General features: G+C 43.9%; 13 protein-coding genes. 6 read left to right on the top strand and 7 right to left on the bottom strand.

Annotated elements, in window-relative coordinates; genetic code table 11:
- The first annotated feature begins 4 nt into the window (after positions 1–4).
- The 3 genes from OH460_RS14465 (at position 5) to OH460_RS14455 (ending at position 2208) form a co-directional block, all read left to right on the top strand.
- Positions 5–679, top strand: coding sequence for a response regulator transcription factor (locus OH460_RS14465; RefSeq protein ID WP_269998117.1), 675 nt, complete (start codon positions 5–7; stop codon positions 677–679).
- Complete coding sequence (locus OH460_RS14460) at positions 676–1968, top strand: sensor histidine kinase (protein ID WP_269998115.1); 1293 nt, start codon at positions 676–678, stop codon at positions 1966–1968. The genes OH460_RS14465 and OH460_RS14460 overlap by 4 nt, the downstream gene beginning before the upstream one ends.
- 87 nt (positions 1969–2055) lie before the next feature.
- The gene (locus OH460_RS14455) at positions 2056–2208 is read left to right on the top strand and encodes a hypothetical protein (RefSeq protein WP_269998113.1); all 153 of its coding nucleotides are present in this window, start codon (positions 2056–2058) and stop codon (positions 2206–2208) included.
- Between the two features lie 110 nt (positions 2209–2318).
- Here the strand turns inward: OH460_RS14455 and OH460_RS14450 are convergent, their stop codons facing one another.
- From OH460_RS14450 to yghU, 6 genes are all read right to left on the bottom strand, one after another.
- Positions 2319–2642 carry a DOPA 4,5-dioxygenase family protein gene (locus OH460_RS14450; protein ID WP_269998111.1) on the bottom strand — a complete coding sequence of 108 codons (324 nt, stop codon included), beginning with the start codon at positions 2640–2642 and terminating at the stop codon, positions 2319–2321.
- Positions 2643–2846: 204 nt separating this feature from the next.
- Positions 2847–7370, bottom strand: coding sequence for an SslE/AcfD family lipoprotein zinc metalloprotease (locus OH460_RS14445; RefSeq protein ID WP_269998109.1), 4524 nt, complete (start codon positions 7368–7370; stop codon positions 2847–2849).
- 218 nt (positions 7371–7588) lie between these two features.
- A complete protein-coding gene (locus tag OH460_RS14440) occupies positions 7589–8386 on the bottom strand; it encodes a metal ABC transporter permease (RefSeq protein ID WP_269998107.1) in 798 nt (265 codons plus the stop codon).
- Entirely contained in the window at positions 8386–9291 is a 906-nt protein-coding gene (locus OH460_RS14435; RefSeq protein WP_269998179.1) for a metal ABC transporter solute-binding protein, Zn/Mn family, read from the bottom strand. The genes OH460_RS14440 and OH460_RS14435 overlap by 1 nt, the downstream gene beginning before the upstream one ends.
- Before the next feature lie 16 nt (positions 9292–9307).
- The gene (locus tag OH460_RS14430; protein ID WP_060981514.1) at positions 9308–10444 is read right to left on the bottom strand and encodes a hypothetical protein; all 1137 of its coding nucleotides are present in this window, start codon (positions 10442–10444) and stop codon (positions 9308–9310) included.
- A gap of 335 nt (positions 10445–10779) precedes the next feature.
- Complete coding sequence (yghU, locus tag OH460_RS14425; protein WP_269998105.1) at positions 10780–11637, bottom strand: glutathione-dependent disulfide-bond oxidoreductase; 858 nt, start codon at positions 11635–11637, stop codon at positions 10780–10782.
- A 273-nt stretch (positions 11638–11910) separates the two neighbouring features.
- On the opposite strand from yghU, the gene OH460_RS14420 reads away from it, so the two are divergent.
- Positions 11911–12255 (top strand): YajD family HNH nuclease, encoded by a 345-nt coding sequence (locus OH460_RS14420; RefSeq protein WP_004740276.1) that lies wholly within the window; start codon positions 11911–11913, stop codon positions 12253–12255.
- A 137-nt stretch (positions 12256–12392) separates the two neighbouring features.
- On the opposite strand, the gene OH460_RS14415 is transcribed toward OH460_RS14420, so the two are convergent.
- Positions 12393–12773, bottom strand: a complete 381-nt coding sequence (locus OH460_RS14415; RefSeq protein ID WP_061031149.1) for a hypothetical protein — start codon at positions 12771–12773, stop codon at positions 12393–12395.
- 596 nt (positions 12774–13369) lie between these two features.
- On the opposite strand from OH460_RS14415, the gene OH460_RS14410 reads away from it, so the two are divergent.
- Complete coding sequence (locus tag OH460_RS14410) at positions 13370–14605, top strand: L-lactate MFS transporter (RefSeq protein ID WP_269998102.1); 1236 nt, start codon at positions 13370–13372, stop codon at positions 14603–14605.
- A gap of 56 nt (positions 14606–14661) precedes the next feature.
- Complete coding sequence (locus tag OH460_RS14405; RefSeq protein WP_269998100.1) at positions 14662–16326, top strand: VRR-NUC domain-containing protein; 1665 nt, start codon at positions 14662–14664, stop codon at positions 16324–16326.
- Positions 16327–16400: the final 74 nt, after the last annotated feature.

The raw sequence follows: 16400 nt of genomic DNA, 5'->3' as shown, positions 1-16400 counted from the left end.
ACTTATGAGCATTAACGCCCTGTTGATTGAAGACGACAGTGACTTGGCAGAAGCCATCGCAGACTATATGGAACTCGACGGTTTCGAATTCGACTTTGCCTATAATGGCGCAGCAGGGCTAAACCTCGCCATAGAAGGACGCTATGACATCATCTTAACGGACATCAACATGCCCAAAATGGATGGGCTCGATGTCTGCCAATCTCTTCGCCAACAAGGCGTGACCACTCCGATTCTCATGTTGACGGCAAGAGACACGCTACAAGACAAGCTCGCTGGGTTCGAGGTAGGTTCGGATGACTATCTAGTGAAGCCTTTTGCGATGGAAGAGCTCAAAGTACGGTTGATGGCGTTAGTGCGCCGCGCTCAAGGCTCCGTGACTTCATTATCCGTGGCAGGCCTAAAGCTGGACTTGGATAAACACCAAGCCATTAGAGACGGCAAGCTATTGAAGCTTTCCCCGGTATGTTGGCGAATGCTCGTGATGTTAGTAAGAAACAGCCCTAATGTGGTGAGCAAAGCCAAGCTTGAAGAGGCCTGGGAAGATGAAATGCCAAGCTCTGATAGTATGAAAGCGCATTTGTTTAAGCTTCGACAAGTGGTTGATGCGCCCTTTGATACCAAGCTAATCCATACCGTTCATGGTATTGGCGTTGTCTTACATGAGGAGCAGTCATGAAACAGGCAAACATGAATCGAGTCAGTATTAAGCGCGACATCTACCTCTATCTATTTGGCATTGTTGTGTTGCTTACCGCCATATACAGCTTAATGGTTTCACAGAGCTATCATATTGGTCTGAACGAATCAGCAAAGTATGGATTCTTGTATGAGCTAGAAGTTGCTGAGCAGCGTTACATTGAGACTGGAGAATTACCCAGCTACCAAAACCCAACCTTTCAAGCCTTTCTAAGCTACTCAGAAGTGCCGACTCAATTTCAACAAGCCTTTGATTGGGACACGTTTGATAACGACGCTATTTATGAACATTACGACTCTCCAGCCAGTAATGAGTCTGGGCAATACCTCTATGCCGCTAAGCATTCAATTTCTGGTACAGACAAATCGCTGTACATCATTTCTGAGTACGATGAAGCGATTTATCTGAAGCTATTCGAGCTCAATCCACCTGAATCCGTCAATCAGATAAACAGCGCCTTTATCGCCATCGGCGCTCTTTTACTCTTAGTATTTTTGATCATTCGCCTTTTGATACACCGAGTCACCAAACCGATTATTACCTTATCAAAATGGTCGGAATCTCTTGATGTGGAGAACACTCAAGGACTGACTCAATTTAGGTATAAAGAGATCGATAAGTTGGCTTCTCAACTGGTTAAAAGCGTACAAGGCGAACGCCAAGCCAATGAGCGTGAGAGCTTCTTCTTAAAAACTGCAAGCCACGAACTAAGAACACCGATTGCCACCATTTCAGCCAGTGGCGATATGTTGGTTCGATTGTCTGACAACATTCCAAACAGCGGTCAGCGAGCTATCGCACGAATTCAACGTTCCGCCACCAATATGAAAGCCTTGGTCACGACTCTGCTGTGGATGAGCCGTAATAGCGAGATAGAAACCAACTATGAGCAGATTAAGCTAACTCCCCTGATCAATAACATCGTCGAAAGCCAGCGTTATCTGTTAAAAAACAAAGAAGTAGAAATTAAAATCAATATTGAACCAGAAGAACATACCCTTCCCCGCGAGCTGACCGAAGTCGTGCTGACTAATTTAGTCCGTAATGCATTCCAACACGGCGGGAGTGGAGAGATTCGTATCGCCGTGTCACAAACTCAGTTTGAGGTCACCAACCGTTTAGAGGATGAAAACATAACCCACGATTCTGAACAGCAAACCTCATTTGGCATTGGCTTAGAACTCATTGATCGCGTTTGTCAGAACCAAGGGTGGCGATTTAATCATGGCACTCACGGCAACGAGTTCAGCGTTAAAGTGGTGCTTTAACGAATTTGGAGATCGGTATCAGATGGTGACCAAATATTTACCTTCGCTTGGTTATGCTAGTCGCACAATCAAGTTAGGAGTTATGTTATGGGTACTTGGATTTTAGAAACACTATTGTGGGCAATTGTCACTGTGGCTGTGTGTGTCGCGATTTGGGGATTTAACTTACCTAATATTTTAATCGCACTAGGTGTTTCGGTGGCGGTGTCTTTGATAGTGGGGAATAGTTGGAGAAGCTAGTTATTCAACAAGCAAGATGGGTTTAAAAGTTAGTGAGCTTTGGCACACCCGACAGACGTTACCTTAACCAAATGCATTGATTAGGTGCACACTGTCGGGCGTAAATTAAATTAGCTACTTAGCGTGTCTTCGAATACACCTAGCTCACGCCCCAGCCAGATCGCTCGTACTGTATGGTCTAATGTTTCTTCACCGCCAGTTACAGGGTGAATCAGCACCGACATATCACCGCGCTCTTGCTCAAGCCATTCCACGATGCCTGACTCTTTGTTGGCAAAATGAATCTCAAACATCGGCATTTTATGTGGACCAACCAAACGCTGTATTAATGGGAAAACCTCTAATACATCTTTACGTTCCGCTAAAATTTTCTGACGCAGTGTTTCTGCCTGCTCTGCAAAGCGCAGAGGGAAATAGATATGACCGTGGTACATGGCACCATCCTTTAGAATTATGATGCGAACAGTTTAACCTGCTTTTTCTAGCAAGGACAGCCAACCAATGGCAGCCAAAGTATTAAACATCATGTAGAAGACTGATCTAGCTGAAATTTCTAGAGCATTGCAACAAAAACGCCACACGTAGTTTTAGTGTGGCGTTTGTTCTTAAGCTATAAAATGCTTTAGCAATAATTAGCGTTAGTAAATTGAATCAACATTCAAAGGACTGTTCTTTGGTTTCTCTAGTTTTAATTGTTCAACCGCACTAAGACCTTTAGAGCTAATTCCGCCACTATAAGACTTCGTGCCATCAGCATTAGTCATTGAAGTTTCGCCCACGTTCCAAGCAACAAAGAAATCACTTAAGTCATAGTTTGAAACGTAGGAGCTACAAACCATCATTAAGTCGCCACCGGTTAGCCCAGTATCTTTGGCACTACAATAGTTTTCAACCGTATCACCCTCTGTATCACCTCGAGCTTTACGGTGCATAAGTTTGAACATATTCCAGCCTTCATCTTCACCATACACATCAGATTGGCTTGCGCCGCGTGTATACCAATCATCAATTGCAAAGTTCGATTTTGCCCAGATTTTTAGCTGACCAAACATAACTAATCGTAAACCTGCATCACCATGTGACCACGCATGTTCATTATTAAGCTCTAGCCATTTAGGTGCTTTCTTAATATCCGATTTAATACGATCCATTTCAGGGTTTGCATTGCGCCCTTCTAACTCCTGCATATACAACGCGAGAAGGTTATTGGTCACTTCTGTACTACCAGCCGCTAGGAAAGGAGCTGATGCTAAGTTATGACCCACCTCATGCCACAACAGCCAGTCGTTCACAGGGTTGGTTGGAATGTATGTCCGATTTGCGTTAAAGCTTGAGTTCATCACTGGGTAGCCAGAGTGAGCCGCACCAATCGAAATCTGAACGTCATTCACAAAACGATGGCGGAACCCCTTCAGTTCTGGGTAAGTGAACCTACGATGTAAACCCGTGCTTTGTTTCTCATCACGCCCGTAGAAGTCACTTGCAGCTTCAGCGAATCGATTCATATCTGTTGCGAATTGATTCAAATCAGCGGATTCTAGATTCCTGATTGGTGTCGTATAAATAAATGAACCCGTATCGATTTCTGCAATTGGAGCCTCTGCCGATTGAATAGAGTTAATCCACTCCCCCTCTTTCCACCAAGCCGCTTTTAACGCGCCATTAATGCTAAACGAAACTTCACCAAGCTCTTTTACTTTTGGTTGAATGTAAATCAGGCCGCCATAAGGGGCTTTGAAATTTAAGCTCGAACCATTGTAATCGTAGCTGGTTTGCATACGTGGAGGACGTTTCAAGCTCGTTTCGTGATTCGGCTTACCTGTAAGATCATCCGCCATCATCACGGTAATCGTAGCTGCCACTCCGTCTTCAATGGTTACTTCTTGTAATTGAGGAGCCCACAGACCTGTCGATTGATTGTTTCCTGCCGAATACGTCACCGCTTTACCGTTGGTCTGAACCATTACCGTACTTGACGAAGATGCTCCCGAAGTTCGACCAGGATACATTGTCGTGTCGACAACAATATTATGATCCCAGAAAGAGCGTCCCAACATGATACGAGTCAGTGGCTTTTCCATATAGTTCAACGGATAACTAGGGTTTAACTGCCCCACTAAATCGCCTTCACCATAGATCATGTTATTGGCTACCAAAGAAGCTCTAAGATCAACAGGACATTGTGCTTCTTCTGTATCTGTTTGATGTTGGCCGTCTGTATAACAATTTAAGAACTGAACAGCTTGCTTAAAGCCTAACTCATCTTGGATCTCGCTTTCAAAGCGGTAAGCGTTGTCGTTCCACATCCAAACAGATAAGTTGTCGAAAGTTTGATTCAATTCGCTGTTAGACAGACGCTTGCCTTGAGTACCTTTCGTGCGATAGTAAATCTCATGCTCATAAAGCGCCGTAAAGTTACCGCCTAAGTTCGCCGCTTTAACCATACTACCAACAACAGCTTCACTCACTTCATAGCGATCAAAATCTGCACGATGATAAGCACCACGAACTGTAACACCGTCTCCAGAACGAGTTTCAATACAGTTAAATTCATACTCATAATCGTTTGTACAAATAGGAGTCCCAGCAAACGCAGATTGCAGTTCTTTGATAGCCGCTGCTCTCTCCTCAGCAGATTCAACAAAAATACGCGCGTGTTTAGTTACCATGACTGGTTTACCAGACTCATCAAAAACAGCCTTGCCTTCTTCGTCTAGCTTTTGTACTTCATAAGTTGGAATTTCAAACTTAATCTTCGACTCATCTTTGATCCAATCAACCGTACCATCCTGATTGACCGTGAATGGAGGCTCTCCTTGGTTATCTTGAAAACGCTCAAGAACTACCATTTCCTTTTGGCTCTTCACGTGAAGATTAGGATAAGGTGCTTGGCAGTAATAAGAGCTACCGCAGAAAGCTTGGTTTGTCGGCGTAACGTTTTCACCACCAAGAGATACACCTACGGCATCTGCCAAGCGTCCAATAGGTTCAGGGTTAGTCGTTTGAATCGCATCCATAAACAAGATATTGCCACCGTCATTAACATAGTTAATAAGAGCCGTAATATCGTCTTGGTTTAAGTTCGGGTTATCCAAGTCAGCAACAAACTGGTTAGTCATGCCATCTTGAACCAACTTAGGTGGGTATGCCTGAAGGATCAAAATCGGCGTATTGCTCGCATCCAAATCATCAAAGTCACCTGAACCACGCTTTTCTACTGATGCAAAACCATACTGAGGACTAACAAAGAAGGTGTACTGCTTACCCATAGTGGAGTGGTGATAAGCCGAATAGGCTTGGTCAATATTGGTGACTGCATTCATCCCCGCAATAGGCAAACCATTATTGAACCACTCAAACAAGTTCGAGAAAAACAACCTCATGCCACCGCGGTCATCATGTAGTAGGTTTTCGAACGTCGATACAGTGCACTGTTGTTTGCTGCTGTCGATATGTAATGTGCGATTAGCCCAATAATTCTCTGGGCATGACAGAATACTTGGATATAAGCCATTGCCCATGAACACGACCTTACCTTTGCCAATCTCGCCTGCAGTAACGAATGGGAAACCATAAGTCGCGTTGTCTTCAGAGACTAAAGGAATCGGAGGCATCGAGATGCTTGGGTGTTGTGCGATGTAAGGCTTACCTTCACGAGTCCAAGCCTGTTGCTCACCAAAGTAAAGCTCACGGTTTTTATCAGTTCTTGGCATCACCACAGGGAATGCTCTGTTCGATATGTTCAGAGCTCGCATACCACGGGTATACCCCGTCGCACCGTAAAAACTACCATTGTCATTGAAGACATGGAATGTGGTGACGTTGTGGAAGATTTGCTGCAGAGACTCTGTAACATACTGACCAGGACCCATAGATAAAACGGCAGGTTGACGAACATAATCCATAAATTGAGGCGTTTGGCGCAGCTGCTCATCAATGACTGCTGTTAACCCTTGGCTAAACTGACCAACAAACTCATTAGGGAGTTCGAAGTCTGTACCCTCTATCAGCCCCCCATTTGGCAGAGTTAGGTTGATCAACTCATTTATAACGTTAGGGTACTTTGAAAAGGTATCTAGGACTTCTTCAGATATCTCATAATAACTTACATGATCAACCGCGTAGCGCTCTAGTAATGACTGGATATTCGCTTTCTCAACCACATTATTGGTCACATCAGACAATTTATAAGCAATCTGATTACCCGTAATGGAGCCAAACTCAAACGTATCAATACCAAAAACGATTCTGTCGCCCCACAGGTACTCGAAGGTTCCCTCTTCATCCGTCACGCCCGTCGCGTTAGCCGAAAAGAAACTGATCCCAGAAATCGGCGTACCATTAGCATCTGTAAGCTTACTGCGAGTTAACACCTTGCCTTCAACACTTGGCTTATAAGCATAGGTAGACTCCGCGTCTGCAGAAACAAAACCAGCGTTAAGGTTATTGTCCGCATTAGGGTCAACCGCAGGAACAACAGTTGTGTCTACGTGTGAACTAGGAGCCTTACCTACTTCATCGGTAGACTCTTCTTCTTTCGATGAAAAGTACGCATCGACAGCATCTTGATCATCAAGTTGCGAGAACACATCCTCAATATCAAAAGCATCCAGCTCTTTTAAACAGATAGCACTTTCAGTCTCACAAACATCAATTGATTCGAGTACCTTGGTAACGTTGTCTCCATGTAATTCTGTCAACTCAAATGCCGCATGAAGCGCATCATTTGAAATCGTGCTTTCTGTGACTTCAGGGAGAGGAGCCGTGAAATCACCTAAAGTAAGGTGACCCAAGGTACAACTAAAACTCACGCCTTGTTTTACAATGAACGTTCCGTTTTCAAGATGAATGCCGTCACAGTAAACATCTCCAGAAACAAACGCCCCGCTCGACAATAGTGAACCGATGTAAGTTGTTGGGGGAATAATATCTGTTGGGGGAATAATGTCAGTCGGCGGAAGGATATCCGTTGGTGGAACAATATCTGTCGGCGGAAGAATATCCGTTGGTGGAACAATATCTGTCGGCGGAAGAATATCCGTTGGTGGAATAATGTCTGTTGGAGGAACCGTATCAGGGCCATCACTATAGCTTAGTGAGTCGTGATTACACCCGGAAAGAGCCGCGGATATGATAGCCAACGCAATTAAGTTTTTTTTCATTGAGCGAAGTTAGTCGTAATTTTAAATGGACCGTTATCTTATAGATTTACTCCATCTCGATGACTATTGTTTTTTGTCTTAACCACAAAGACCATTACTCATAAGCGATTGAATAAGATAAATAAAAAGATAATTGAGACTCTCATTCCAATTGCAAAACCTCTCCCTACCTTAAAACGAAAAAACACCATATCTCGATTGAGATATGGTGTTTCTACTCAATAGCTCTTAGCCAATTTGGTATCACGTAAGTAGCAGCGCAACTGCATCACAAGACTAAACATCACCCCCACCAAAAACAGTGTGATGACAATACTTGCACCACTTGGCAAATCGTAATAAGCCGACACCGCTAAGCCCGATAAAATGCCAACGATACCAATACCGATACTCGCGATAAAGAAGCGAACGCCTTTATACGCAGCTGCACATAACGCAGGTATCACCAGTAACGCAAACTCCAAATATATCCCAGTCAGCTTTACGGTGATCGGCATCAGTATAGCGAAGATAAGATAAAAACCACTACCCTGCATAAATTCAGGCTTTACGCTAATCAATACCAACATCGCGGTTGTGATTATTGCCAATGGCCAGACATCATCCCAGGTAGACCACAACAGCTGCCCGTTGAGAATGCCTTGAATAAAATCGGCGCCATGAGGATCTTTGCTGACCAATAGAATCACTAGTGAAGCCGATACCACAAACAAACTTCCTATCATTGGTTCTAAGTGTTGTTTGTAACGCTTTTCCATTAACGCAATTAATCCGCATAGCAACAATGACATGACCCACGGGCCAATCATCTCTGCAAACCAAGAGCCACTAAACAGTGCATATCGGCTCAGCCAATACTGGCTCAAGGCAGCGCCTAGGGCAGCCATTTGCGCGACAGCGAGATCAATAAAGATGATCTGGCGCTTGAGGACTTGCTCCCCAAGCACGATGTTGCCAACTAATGCTATTAATCCACACAATACTGCAGGTGCCAGCCAGTCATACTCATTCAACATTACGATCTCGTTGATGTGTCTGGGTTAACGAGCGTTCTCAGCAACTCATCAATGACTTGATCGTACATTTGGTCAAGGCTCTGACCTTCTGCAACCGTCAATGGTAGCTGTATCGTAGGTTTGTTGATATGCTGGTTTAGCCAATTAGCAGGACGCTGATCTTGGTGTGATGAATACACAATCGCATCAAACGAAGCAGGATCCAATTTGGTCAATGACTGTAAATGTGACGTAGTCGGTGATATCCCAGGCTTAGGTTCTAAATCAGCAATTTGCGCCATATCTAACCAATCAAAGAGGTAACGATATGTAGCATGATACCCCACCACTTTTTTACCTTGTAACGGCTCTGCTTTCGTTTCCCACTCTGCCAATTTATTACGCCAGTTAGCACGAAACTTCATGCCATTACGCATATAAGTATGTGCATTATCAGGATCAAGCAATTGCAAACGTTTGGTGACTTCCCTTGAGATCGGAATCATATATTCAGCAGCGAACTGAACATGTGGGTTTCCGTGAGCATGGATGTCTCCCATACTTCGATCGACATGATCATGGGTATCAAGCATACCTACCATATCGCTCGCGTATAACATGGTGGGTGCGCTATCTTGAACCGCAGGATTACCACTGCGTACTTGCAGCATTGGTAACCAGCCTACTTCTAATTCAGACCCTGAACACATTGCCAAATCTGCTTGACGCATCTTGGCAATAAGTGATGGTCTTGCTTGAACATAGTGCGGGTCTTGCTTAGCCGTAGTCGCCGAATAGATGTTGGCATCAGGAGCGTGACTATGAACAAGAGCTTGCCATTCAGGCTCACAAACAAAAATATTCAACGCCATTGCAGGCGAAGATGCCATTATAGATGAAGATACAATGGCAACACCTGTTGCCATTGTAAGTTGGAATTTCCTAGAATGCATGAGCACCGTGCGCCCCAAAGGTCATCACATACTGAAGGGTAAATACGTTATCTGTCTCTTTACTTTGGTTTTCAACGCGAGAGTATTGTGCTCTAACTGTACCAAAATGAGATGAATCCCAAGCGATCATTGCATCTGCTTCTTTGTCGTTCATCGCAGTAAAGTGCATGTGGTCACCATGTGCGTGTCCATCATAGCTTTCCGCTTCACCGTAGCGTAGGCCAGCAGACCAGCTTGGGCTAAATCGGTATACACCCGATACATAATAACCTGCTAGCGTATCTGGTGATTCTGCGTCATTTTTGTACTTGTCATCAACGATGCCATCTAACAGCATGTACTCAGCTGCAAGCGTGAAGTTTTGGTATTTGTAGTTACCGTTCGGAGCCCACTTCCATACAAAATCAGCACCGTATAAGTTTGAGCCCGTAACCGCCGCACCGTGGCTATGATCGTGGTCATGGTCATGCCCGTGATCATGGTCTCCAAACTCACGAACTTTACCGTTTTCATTTCGTAAGTAGCTCAAACCAAACTGCCAGCTTGATGACTCTGAAAAGTCATCACCCAGCTTAAGAGTTGTAGTGTAAACACCGACGTCAGAGCCATCATCAACAGACGACATCTTGCTACCACTTAACGCTTCAACGCCGAACTTCACATACAAATCTGTAGGAAGAACGATGTTTGCACGAACACCATCATCGTAATAATGAGAGCCTAAGAATGTGCGGTAAGCGGCAGGACGTTCAACAAAGCTATCAGTATGCATGTGTTGGTTATTCAAGTAACCAAAATCTGATAAGAAACGACCACCTCGAATGCTTAAGCCGTAAGGCATCGTCAGTGTTTCAATGAAAGCTTCTTCTAGCAGTAATTCAGTTTCATCATCGTGAGTTTCAATAACCGTAGTCAAAGAGCCATAAAACTTGTCATCAATATTCGCAGACATGTTCAGCTCTGTATGACCAAGACCAAAGCCTTCATCGCGCTCCGAGTTATTACGTTGACCGTCTTGATAATAACCATCAAGAACAACGCCAATTTGAGGGTTTGACAACGTGTCGGCAAAAACAGGGGAAACGAGAATGCTACCAACCGCTAGAGAAACCAATTTTTTATTCACAACTTTTTCCTTTCTAAGATACATCATCAATTAATTCACTGTTATGTTATAACGTTTCAATAAATAGTTAATCGTTGAGATGTAACAAAATATGAAATCACTTTAGTACCAAGGCGGAATGAAGAGCAAAAGTCCCAATTAATCAATTACATAAGGAATTAGATAATTAGCAATGCGAATGATAGTGTGAAGAAGAGTCGTAACGGTATTTATCGAAAGGCTGATATAGAAAGGAAAGAATAGGTTGATTAGCTGAAACTGAAAATAGAGTTTGAGTTAACGTTGACCGTTAAAACAAACTCTATGAAAGTGGTGTCGACTATTGTTTTAAAGAACTACGGGCGTAGCTTTAAAACTCGGTCAATGTCTTCAGCCGAGTGGCGCTCTGGTACTTGTTCCCACTCTTCGCCCCATGAGCGGTTAATAATACGACCGCGTTGGAAACCCTCACGCGCTTCAAGCAGCTTCGCCCAGCGAACGACATTGGTGTAAGACTCCACTTGTAAGAACTCAGCAGCATCATAAAGGTTACCGAGTACTAGGTTGCCATACCAAGGCCAAATCGCCATATCAGCGATAGTCAGCTCTTCTCCAGCAACAAAGGTACTGTTTGCTAGCTGCTTATCCAGTACGTCTAGTTGACGCTTAGCTTCCATCGCGAAACGGTTAATTGGGTACTCTTGCTTTTCATCTGCGTAAGCGTAGAAGTGACCAAAGCCACCACCTAGGAATGGGGCTGAGCCTTGTGCCCAGAATAGCCAGTTCAACGTTTGAGAACGAGCAGCGCCCTCTTTCGGTAAGAAGTGACCAAACTTTTCAGCCAGATGAACAAGAATGGAAGCCGATTCAAATACGTTCACGTCTTCATTGCCAGATTTATCGACCAAAGCAGGAATTTTCGAGTTAGGGTTTACGCCAACAAAACCAGAAGAGAATTGATCCGACTCGCCAATATTGATCAAGTACGCATCATATTCAGCTTCTTTCACGCCCGCGGCTAATAGCTCTTCAAGCATGATCGTCACTTTTTGGCCATTCGGTGTGCCAAGAGAATACAGTTGCAGAGCATGTTCACCAACAGCAAGATCCTTGTCGAATCGAGCACCAGATTCAGGGCTATTGATGTTTGCCCACTTGTTACCACCGGCAGTATCGTTAACCCATACTTTTGGTGGTGTGTATTGTTGTGACATGATATTTCCTTATTTGTATAGGGTCTTACCAACAGATATTAGGTCACATTTACTCGGTTAAAACCCCTCAATGCGTTTTCTTTTCAAACTGTTAAGCATGCCTTATTCCAGAAAGACATATCCAACATACAGCGTCCTTTTCAAAACGTTCACAACCCAATACAGCGCAAGTTTGATGTTGGTTAAAGCAAAGTATCATTTAATGACAACATCTCTAGAGCTTCAATAAAGCTGTGATAATATCGGCTGATTACAAAAAATAGGAATTTGGCAATGTCTTCAGATTACAACGGCTCAAGCGCGGCATACGCTCGCCAAGAGCAAGGTTACCGTGAGAAAGCACTCAAACTTTACCCTTGGGTTTGTGGTAAGTGTGCACGTGAATTTGTTTACTCGAACCTAAGAGAGCTGACGGTTCACCACGTCGACCATGACCACACCAATAACCCTGAAGACGGCAGTAACTGGGAACTATTGTGCCTTTACTGTCACGATCATGAACATTCTAAATACACAGACCACGAACGCTACGGTGTCGATGCCACAGCACGTTTAGACGACCACCAAACGGCGACACATAACCCGTTCGCAGATCTAGCGAAAATGATGAAAAAGTAAAACGCTCTTCTTTCCTGGCTCGATAACAAGAAACCCCAGTATGTCGCCATACTGGGGTTTCTTTTATCTGAGGCCATATAGGTTCTCGCAGGATCAAAAAAGCCTTCCGAAGAAGGCTTTTGAAAATCTGTTTTTAACTATGCTGCAGCTTGCTTGCGAGATTCTTCAATCTGTTTCTCACGTTTCTTTAGTGTTAGCTTATCGCGGTAAGAGAACCACACGTAAGACACAACCACTAAGAAGAATAGGTAAGACAATGAGAAGATGAATGGTGACTGGATAATATCGTTAGAGATCCCCCAAGACACACCTACCACTGTTACCGCGATTTTTGCAAAGAAACCGCACATTAGCAGCACTAGTGCTAGCTGTGGGAAACGTGTGCTGCGGAATGCAAGCCAGTAGCAACTACCCACTGCAAGTGCTGCAATGTAGAAACCGAATAAGAAAGAATGAATATGATCAGCGGCTGCTACACCACCAGTAATCGACATCAGTAGAATTAAAAATAGTTTCATAACACTTGCCTCTTAGTAGACTAGAAACGCATCCTTTCAAATTTGAAATCTCAGTTTGCATACTATCTTCCCACTTTTTACGGACAAAACAAGCCCAAAAAACGAACAAATTGTAACCAACAAGAAACACAACACCCCACATTAACAATCAATTAACATTAGTAAATTCAACAAACTAAGTCCCCTCTGGGGTTGTGGCGATCAATGTCTAATTTGATTTATTTTGTTACACAAAATTAACCACAGAAATAATTTAAAATTAATTGCAATGATGTGATGACAGCACGGTTTGTAGGGGCACTAGAACGAAGAGATTGGGTAAAAGCATGAATACTGGAGCCTAAACCAGCAAATTGTACAAAAAAGAAAGGTGTTAACAACAACTGCAACACGCATAAAAAACAGTTCTTTAACAACTCAAGCTTAATTTTGATAAAAATGGAAAAATAGATTCCAATCACATTTTTATTGGTTATAATCCGCGCTCTTTTGCGCTATCTGTTGATAAACGCAAACTAATTTTGAAGAAACAATCACAATAACCCGTCTTTAGTCCTGTGGCTCTCACTAGACCAAAGACAAAACTGAGAATAAAAATGAGCAAGATTGATAAAGCTACACGTATCCTGCTAGCAGGCTTCTGTATCAACCTTTGTCTTGGCATCCTGTATGCTTGGAGTGTATTTAACAAAGCCCTACAAGGTGAAGGCTGGTCTGCAGCTGAAGCATCAGCACCATACGCGACTGCAACAATCACATTCTCTATCTGTCTTCTTGTTGCTGGTATCCTACAAGACCGCATGGGTCCACGTAAGATCCTAATTCTTGGTACAGCTCTTACTGGCCTTGGCATGATCGCATCAGGCTTTGCGACTTCTCCACTAATGCTAAACATCACATTTGGTGTTATGGCAGGTGCTGGTATCGGCTTCGGTTACGCATGTCTTTCTCCTTCTGCAATGAAGTGGTTCCACCCTTCTAAGAAAGGTATGGTTAACGGTCTTATCGCAGCAGGCTTCGGTCTAGCGGCAATTTACCTTGCTCCAGTTACTGCTGCTCTTATCGAGAGCATGGGCATCCAAACAAGCTTTAAGATTCTTGGTGTTGGTGTACTAGCAATCGCTGTACCTCTAGCAGCAACAATCAACAACCCACCAGCGGGTTACGCTCCAGCTGAACCAAAAGTAAAAGCTGGCCAAGCTCCAAAAGCTGTTAAGAAGAGCGAAGACCTATCTTGGAAAGTAATGCTGAAGACTCCTCAGTTTTACTCTCTATGGATCATGTACGCATTCGCAGCTTCTGTTGGTCTAATGATCATCGGTAACATCACAAGTATCGCAAACGCTCAAGCAAACCTACCAAACGCGGTTTACCTTGCTTCTATCCTTGCCGTATTTAACTCAGGCGGTCGTGTTGCTGCTGGTATGCTTGCTGACAAGATCGGTGGCGTTCGTACTCTTCTACTTGCATTCATCCTGCAAGGCGCAAACATGGCGCTATTCGCTACGTTTAACACTGAGTTCACGCTAATCATCGGTACAGCGGTTGCAGCGGTTGGTTACGGTACTCTACTAGCAGTATTCCCAACGCTTACAGCTGAGTTCTACGGCCTTAAAAACTACGGTACTAACTACGGCGTGCTTTACACAGCATGGGGTATCGGTGGTGCAATCGGTACAGCGGTTGTTGGTTACTCGATGACTAACGGCGACAGCTACGGTCTTGCTTACACTATCTCTGCAGCAATGATGGCAGTATGTATTGTTCTAGCAATCATCACTAAGCCAATGTCTGAAGCGAAAGTTGCTGAGCTAAAAGCATCTCAAGCTTAATCTGATAAAAGATTGAATTTGAAAAGAAAGAGCTTAACCTTAGGGTTAGGCTCTTTTTGTATCAAGCGACGTATCAAGTGACATTAGAATCCACTCCTCAACTGCATCCAACTTACTATCTCGACAACTTCAATCGACTGATTGAACACGCTCAAACGCACTACCCTGACTTGCTGAGCGCCGATGAAACTCGTTGGCTACAAAGTTACAAGCGCCTTTCTACACATAGCCAGTGTTTAATGGTTCGTTTGCTGTCTCGTAAGGGGTGCTGGTTTCGCAGTGATAAACTCGACTACGTTGAAATACCCAATCTCCCCGGTGCGTTGCATGAGCTAAGTACATCAGGCTTTATTGCTCTGAGTAATCCTAAAGCTTCGCACAACCTTGTTATCACAGAGCATGAACTAGGCTTACACTTGCTCACCAAGCCTGAGCTATTGAACGTATTCCCTACCCTAAAAAGCAGTAAGTCGGCTAAAAAAGACGTGCTATTAGGACTGCTGACTCAACAACCTTTTGATAATTATGAAGCGTTAACATTTGACTGTATCCATGTTAATGAAGCCGAAGTTATCGATGTATTGCTGCTACTCTTTTTCGCCAATACATACCAAGACCTCAGTCAGTTCGTGTTAAGCGATCTTGGCCTGAACACCTTTGAAAACTACCCATTGAGTAAGCAGCGTCGTTTCTTCAACTCCAGAGAGCAGCTCAACCAACTGCTCTCAATGCGCGACGTTCAACGCCAATATTATGAAGGCGACCGTAAGGACAGCGACGTTCTTGAGCACCTTTTGCAATCCTTGCCGTGCGAATCAGAACATCGCACCATTGCGCGAAAGCGCTCGCGCCTGATCAATGACATTGCTCGGGATCTAGAAAGGCTCAATCAGAACGAAAAAGCCGTTCATTGGTTTAAGCAATCATCACTTCCACCGAGCAGAGAGCGGCTTGCTCGCATCTACGACAAGCAAGATGAGCTAAACCTAATGAGTGACACCGTCACGGACATGAAAACAAGTCCATCCGACGTATCAGAACTTGAAGTCGCCGTTAAGCTTGAGCAAAGGTTGCTACGCAAGCAGGGACAAAAGGTTCCACGCACTTCAAAACCAATTTGCGAACAAATTAGATTGGAATTAGACCTAAGCCAAACCAGAGTTGAGCTTGCCGTTAAGCAACATTTTGAAGTTCAAGGTTGGGAAGTCTATTTTTCAGAGAACAGCTTTCTGTGTGGGTTATTCGGCTTGACGTTTTGGGATGTAATTTTCTCAGATGTAGAGGGTGCGTTTATCAACCGCTACCAATATCGACCATTGGACCTCTATCACTCAGACTTTCAACAAAAACGTGAATTGCAAATCAATGCTGTAATCCAAACCATCTCGAATCAAGGCATTGATCACTTGCTCGATGTCTATGATGAAAAGCTTGGCATTGCTAATCCGTTTGTGCATTGGAATCACTTCCCTAAAGCACTCATCGAACGTAGCATCCACTCAGTACCACGAGCCTTGCTGATCGATCTCTTCAAAGTCATATTGAGTGACCTAAAACTGTTTAGAACCGGAATGCCTGACCTGATCGCTTTTAAAGATGACCAATTTCACTGGATAGAAGTCAAAGGCCCTGGAGACAAATTACAAGACAACCAATGGCGTTGGATAAAGGAATTTGAGCGACTCTCAGTCCCCTTTTCTGTTTGTTACGTTAACCAGTAGGCGTGAATACTGAGCTCTATGCCCGCAGCCAAGCCTTGCGAATCGCTCAATCCTATAGAGATCTTGTCTACAAA

The organism is Vibrio sp. Makdt, from assembly GCF_027587015.1.
GTDB classification, from domain to species: Bacteria; Pseudomonadota; Gammaproteobacteria; order Enterobacterales; family Vibrionaceae; genus Vibrio; species Vibrio chagasii_B.
The sequence above is the reverse complement of the archived record's forward strand: the minus strand, read 5'-3'. Positions and strand labels throughout refer to the sequence as shown.

Excerpts from the sequence above, each read along its gene's own strand:
- yghU (WP_269998105.1), bottom strand. The coding sequence starts at position 11,637 with ATGTCACAACAATACACACCACCAAAAGTATGGGTTAACGATACTGCC.
- OH460_RS14440 (WP_269998107.1), bottom strand. The coding sequence starts at position 8,386 with ATGTTGAATGAGTATGACTGGCTGGCACCTGCAGTATTGTGTGGATTA.
- OH460_RS14415 (WP_061031149.1), bottom strand. The coding sequence starts at position 12,773 with ATGAAACTATTTTTAATTCTACTGATGTCGATTACTGGTGGTGTAGCA.
- OH460_RS14435 (WP_269998179.1), bottom strand. The coding sequence starts at position 9,291 with ATGGCAACAGGTGTTGCCATTGTATCTTCATCTATAATGGCATCTTCG.
- OH460_RS14465 (WP_269998117.1), top strand. The coding sequence starts at position 5 with ATGAGCATTAACGCCCTGTTGATTGAAGACGACAGTGACTTGGCAGAA.
- OH460_RS14445 (WP_269998109.1), bottom strand. The coding sequence starts at position 7,370 with ATGAAAAAAAACTTAATTGCGTTGGCTATCATATCCGCGGCTCTTTCC.
- OH460_RS14410 (WP_269998102.1), top strand. The coding sequence starts at position 13,370 with ATGAGCAAGATTGATAAAGCTACACGTATCCTGCTAGCAGGCTTCTGT.
- OH460_RS14455 (WP_269998113.1), top strand. The coding sequence starts at position 2,056 with ATGGGTACTTGGATTTTAGAAACACTATTGTGGGCAATTGTCACTGTG.
- OH460_RS14420 (WP_004740276.1), top strand. The coding sequence starts at position 11,911 with ATGTCTTCAGATTACAACGGCTCAAGCGCGGCATACGCTCGCCAAGAG.
- OH460_RS14450 (WP_269998111.1), bottom strand. The coding sequence starts at position 2,642 with ATGTACCACGGTCATATCTATTTCCCTCTGCGCTTTGCAGAGCAGGCA.
- OH460_RS14460 (WP_269998115.1), top strand. The coding sequence starts at position 676 with ATGAAACAGGCAAACATGAATCGAGTCAGTATTAAGCGCGACATCTAC.